The following is a 5560-nucleotide window of genomic DNA, read 5'->3' on the forward strand; positions in this document are numbered from 1 at the left end:
CCCCCTGAACGCGGGAATGACCGTGCGCTCCGGTCAGTCATGTGCACGTCCGGCCCTGGACAGGGCAGGATGGGTCCATGAGGGAAACCCGAGCGACGGTGAGCGGTCTGCGCACGGCGATCGAGCGCAGCGGTTACTACCCGGCCCTGGTCGCGGACGCGGTCGAGTCGGCAGTCGGGGACGAGCCCGTCGTCGCCTACGTGGTGCACCATGAGGCGACGTTCGACCCGGCGATGGAAGTGCGGCGGCACGTGACCGTGCTCGTCCTTTCGGCGAGCCGGCTGCTGGTGTGCCACACCGACGAGCATCCACCGGGCGAGGGCATGGCCCGGCCGCACGCCTCCACCACCACCGAGGCCGTCAAGCTGGAACGCGTCCAGTCGGTCGCGGTGACGCGGGTCGTTCCGGACCCGGCCTCGTACGTGCCGGGCGTCCCGCCGACCGAGGTGGTGCTGACGATCGGCTGGGGCGCCATCGCGCACGTCGACCTGGAGCCCGCGACCTGCGGCGACGAGAACTGCGAGGCCGACCACGGCTACACCGGCAGCGTCACGGCGGACGACCTGTCCCTGCGGGTGAGCGAGGCGGCCGACGGTGCCGAGGCCGTCGGGCAGGTGCTGGCGTTCGCCGCGGAGCTGTCCGCCGCGACCGCGCGCTGAGCCGAGCCGACCGCCCCCGTGACCGGAGCTGATGAGTGACCGAAACGAAACAGACGGCCGAGCCGAGCGGGGAGGCGCCCGTCCCGCGGTACGGGGCGGGCGCCCTCGCCGATCTCCCGTCGTCGGTGCTGGCGGCCCTCGGCGTCCCGGACGCCGCCAACGTGCTGGAGCTGCCGGCGCTGCCGCGCGCCTGCGTCCTGCTGGTCGACGGCCTCGGCTGGCAGCAGCTCAGGGCCCACCCGGACGAGGCGCCCTTCCTGAACGCGATGCAGGGCCGCCCGATCACGGCCGGGTTCCCGGCGACGACGGTGACCAGCCTGGCCTCGCTGGGCACGGGCGCCGTGCCCGGCGCGCACGGGCTGCTCGGCCTGCAGGTGGCGGTGCCCGACACCGGCAGGCTGCTCAACTGCCTGCTCTGGAAGGCCGAGGACGCCGACCCGGAGACGTTCCAGCCCGTCCCGACCGCGTACGAGCGGGCGGCGGCGGACGGCGTCGAGACCGCGTACGTCTCGCTGCACCAGTACCGCAGGTCGGCGCTCACCCGCGCCACCGCCCGCGGCGCCCGGTACGTGAGCGCCGAGAGCCTCGGGCAGCTCGTCGGGCGGGTCGAGAAGGCGCTGCGCCGCGGCGGCCGCTCGTACGTGACCGCGTACCACGCCGACCTCGACGCGACCGGCCACCGGTTCGGTGTCGGCTCCCGCGACTGGCGGCACCAGCTGCGGTTCGTGGACGTCCTCGTCCAGGAGATCGCGGCTGTCCTGCCGCCCGGGACGGCGCTGTACGTCACGGCCGACCACGGCATGGTCGACCCCACCGAACGCGTCGACGCCGACACCGTGCCCGAGCTGCGGGAGGGGGTCGCCCTCCTCGGCGGCGACGCCCGCGCCCGGTACGTCTACAGCGAGCCGGGCGCCCATGACGACGTCCTCGCCGCCTGGACGGACGTGCTGGGCGACAGGGCGTGGGTGGTCTCGCGCGAGCAAGCAGTGGCGGACGGCTGGTTCGGCCCGATGGGCCCGGGGATGGCGGAGCGCGTCGGCGACGTCGTCGCGGTACCGCACACCGACCTCGCGATCGTGGCGTCCGAGCGCGAGCCGTGGCTGGAGCGGATGGTCGGCATGCACGGTTCGCTCGTCCCCGCCGAGCAGCTCGTGCCGCTGCTCACCACGTCCCGGCCCTGACCCGCCGCCGATCCCTCAGGACGAATCGCAATGAACCGGATGTCGCCCCTCCCTAATCCGGGCAACGGCGGTCAAACTGGCGGTGTGCACCCTCTCATCGAAGTGCCCGCGTTGGACCGGCTGCTGCGGCGGCGGACGCCCGTGGTCCTGCTGGACGCCCGATGGCATCTGGCGGGACCGCCGGGGATCGAGTCCTACCGCAAGGGGCACCTGCCCGGCGCCGTCTTCGTCGACCTCGACCGCGACGTGGCCGGGCCGCCGGGCCCCGGCGGGCGCCACCCGCTGCCCGAGCCGAGCGCGTTCCAGGCGGCCATGCGCCGCGCGGGCGTCGCGGAGGACGGCCTCGTCGTGGTCTACGACGACGCCGACTCCACGGCCGCCGCGCGCGTCTGGTGGTCGCTGCGGTACTTCGGGCACGAGCAGGTTCGCGTCCTGGACGGCGGCTACCGCGCCTGGACGGAGGCGGGCCGCCCGGTGAGCACCGAGGAACCCGACGTCAAACCGGGTGATTTCATCGCACGTCCGGGGCGGCTGCCCGTCCTGGACGCGGAGGGGGCCGCCGAGCTGGCGACGGCCGGGGTCCTGCTGGACGCCCGCGCCGCCGAGCGGTACCGGGGCGAGCAGGAGCCCGTCGACCCCGTCGCCGGGCACATACCCGGCGCCCGCAACGCCCCGACGTCCGGCAACGTCGGCGTGGACGGCCGGTTCCTGCCGCCCGAGCTGCTCCGCGAACGGTTCGCCAAGCTCGGCGCCACCGACGCCCTCGACGTCGGCGCCTACTGCGGCTCCGGCGTGACCGCCGCCCACGAGATCCTCGCCCTCAACCTCGCGGGGATACCCGCCGCCCTCTATGTGGGCTCGTGGTCGAACTGGGTGACGGACCCGTCCAACCCCGTCGCCACCGGCGACAACTGACCGTCCGCACACGGCGGTCACCCGGCACCGAAGCACAGGAAACCGGCCACCCCCTCGGGGCGGGGGAGGGCCGCCATGGCTCGGGCCGGGGAGCGGCCGGCGGCCAGGGCGGTGTGGAAGGCGGTCATGAAGTCCGGTGTCGCCTCGTCGCGGACCGGGGTGACGGCGGCGACGATGGTGGCGGTGCCGAGGGCGAGGAGGGCGCCCGCCATGCCGAGGACGGCGTCGCCCTCGGCGGCCCGGCCGATGTCGCACGCCGACAGGACGATCATGCGCGGAGGGGCGGCCGGTTCGTCCAGGTCGTGCACGACCAGGGGGCCATCGGCTAGACGCAGGCGCGAGAACAACGGGTTGCCCTCGCGGAACTCGCCGTGGGCGGCGATGTGGACGAGTGCGGCGCCGTCCAGGGCGTCCCTGACGCGTTCCGCGCGCGCGTCAGGACCGTCTAGGACGATCGCCTGCGGGTGGAGGCGGTGCAGAGCGGCGATCTCGCGTCCGGCGTGATCGAGGTCGGGGCCTGCCACGAGCACGACATGCCCGTCCGTGCGTTTGGGTTCGCGGGCGTGCAGCCAGGCCCCGACAGACGGGACGACCGTGAACGGACGTCCCGCCAGGGAGGGCAGCACCGCCCAGGGCAGGCCGTGCAGCGTGCCGGTCGGTGCGAGGACGAGCTCCCGGTCACCGGTATGGCGGCGAAGCGGGCCGAACAGCGCATCGTCGAGCCGCCGGGCCGCGTCGGTGAGCGCCGAGAGCGGCTCGGGGGCGTCCTGCGCGGCGAGGCGGCGGACCGCGAAGCGGATCACCCCGGTCTCGCGGACGGCGTCGTCGGCCGGCCCGAGGTGGTGGCGATGGGCCTCACCCGCGGCGACGGTCACCGCGTGCAGCTCGGGACCGATCTTGATGATCTCGACGAGAGCCCGCTCGCCGAGGGCGGCGGCGACCTCCTCGACGCCCGGGAAGCGGTGCGGAGACGTCCCGGGCGGGCGGCGGCGCGTCCGCGCGCGGATCTCCGCCTCCAGGTTCGCGACGTCCTCCGCCGGCGCGGCCGGGACGCTCCCGGCCATCCCCGCCGTGTGCTCGACGCTGAGAACACGCAGCCTTGTCAGCGCCTCAGCGCGCCCGGGATCCCGCGGAGGCCGCACCCGGGCCGGGCGCGCGATCGCCCGCCGCCGCTCCTCGACGGCGAGCAGCTCCGACGCCGAGCCGGCCAGCCCGAGCCCGAGTTCGGACAGCTCACCGGCGAGCCCGGCCGCGCGTGCCCGCAGGTCGAGCGCACCGAGCGTCTCCGCGTGCTCCTCGGTCACCTGGAGCCCGGCGCCGACCGCCGCGACCGCGCCCGCGTGATCGGCCCGCGCGGCGCGTTCGAGCGCGACGGCGTGCCAGCCCGCGATCTGAGCCTGCACCGAGCCGTCCGAACGTCCGACACGGGAGAGCAGGTGCCCGGACGGCCTGCCGAGCGCCAGCGCCACGCGGGCCGCGACGATGCGGGCCTCGTCCGCGGCGTCGGCCCAGCCGCCGCTCTCCAGCCGGGCGGCCGCGGCCTCCGCCGAACGCAGCAGGACGGGTGAGCGCTCCCCGCACGCCCAGCGGGCCCTGAGTAACACGTGCTCGGCCAGGAGCATCCATCCCGTCCGCTCCTGCTCGGCGAACAGGGCGCGTGCCTGTTCGGCGGCGTCCGTGCACCGCTCCGGATTGGCGTCCGCCAGCTCGGCGTGGGCGAGGAGGAGGTAGCCATCCGCGATGTCGCATCTGTAGCCGTTCGCCGTTGCGGCGTCCAAGGCGGCGGTGAGCACGGGACGGGCCTCGCCTGGCAAGCCCGCCATGATGAGGGTCTCCGCCTGGTCGAACCGGCACTGCGCCAGGCGTTCACCGGTCAGATGCGGCTCGGCCTCGGCGAAGAGCCGAAGCGCGCGCGGGACGTCCCCACGGCGCGACACCACGAAGGCAAGATTCCCCTTGGCCATGGCCGTCTGGTGATGTAACCCAGCGGCCTCGCCCACGGCGACCGCCTCCGTCAGGTCGCTCTCTGCCGCCGCCAGGTCGCCGCGGAACGCCCGGGCAAGACCGAGGTTGGTGAGCAGACCATTGAGGACGGCCGGATCGTGCCCGTCCCGTAACCGAGGCAGAGCATGCGCGGCAAGTTCGTGCGCTTCGTCCAGCCGCCCTGCCCGCGCCAGCGCGCAAGCCTTGTTGGCCGCCAGCCGGTCCGCATCCTCGCCCTGGAGGACGGCCTCCGCCGCATGTGCGTGGGCGAGCGCCTCGGCGAGGTCACCGCGCGCCGTGAGCAGGCCGACCAGGCTCATCCGCACCTGCGCCGCCCGGTACCCGTCGCCGCGTGCCAGCTCCAGCGCCCTGTGCAGGAAGCCGAGCCCCTCGTCCAGGCGCCCCAGTTCCTTGGCGGCCAGCCCGGCGATCCGCAGCGCCACCACGCCGCCACCGCGTTCGATCAGCGCCAGCGCCCGCACGTACGCGGTCGCCGGGTCGACGGACGCGAGCCGTAGGAGGGCGCGCTCGTCCGGCGCGGGCGCGGTCACAGCCGCACCCAGCTCGTCACGATCGACGTGCCGTCGTCCAGCCGCAGCACCAGGCTCACCAGGCCCGCGGGCACGCGCGGCACCCAGAACAGCCCGGCGGCCTCCGCGCGGACCTCGATCCCGTCCGGCGGGAGGTCCCGGTGCCGGACCTGGACGGCCCCGGACGCCGGCGGGACGAGCCGCCCGGTGAGCTCCCGGTCCCGGCCGGACTCCGCCACCTCGACCTCCACCGTCGCGCCGGAGCACGCGAACGTCAGCACCCTCCCCGGCC

General features: G+C 75.1%; 4 protein-coding genes and 1 pseudogene. 3 read left to right on the forward strand and 2 right to left on the reverse strand.

Translation table 11 applies throughout. The features are described from left to right. Nucleotides 1-77: 77 nt before the first annotated feature. From E1200_RS30795 to E1200_RS30805, 3 genes are all read left to right on the forward strand, one after another. The gene (locus E1200_RS30795; protein ID WP_131955744.1) at nt 78-659 is read left to right on the forward strand and encodes a DUF5998 family protein; all 582 of its coding nucleotides are present in this window, start codon (nt 78-80) and stop codon (nt 657-659) included. A 35-nt stretch (nt 660-694) separates the two neighbouring features. Then, nucleotides 695-1840, forward strand: coding sequence for a nucleotide pyrophosphatase/phosphodiesterase family protein (locus E1200_RS30800; protein WP_131955746.1), 1146 nt, complete (start codon nt 695-697; stop codon nt 1838-1840). Between the two features lie 84 nt (nt 1841-1924). Beyond that, nucleotides 1925-2755, forward strand: a complete 831-nt coding sequence (locus tag E1200_RS30805; protein ID WP_243708976.1) for a sulfurtransferase — start codon at nt 1925-1927, stop codon at nt 2753-2755. Nucleotides 2756-2772: 17 nt separating this feature from the next. Here the strand turns inward: E1200_RS30805 and E1200_RS30810 are convergent, their stop codons facing one another. Further along, nucleotides 2773-5289, reverse strand: coding sequence for a CHAT domain-containing protein (locus E1200_RS30810; RefSeq protein ID WP_243708977.1), 2517 nt, complete (start codon nt 5287-5289; stop codon nt 2773-2775). After that, nucleotides 5286-5560, reverse strand: a pseudogene (locus tag E1200_RS30815) (hypothetical protein); the annotation flags it as partial. The pseudogene E1200_RS30815 and the gene E1200_RS30810, both read right to left, overlap by 4 nt.

This window comes from Actinomadura sp. GC306 (assembly GCF_004348665.1).
Classification (GTDB): Bacteria; Actinomycetota; Actinomycetes; order Streptosporangiales; family Streptosporangiaceae; genus Spirillospora.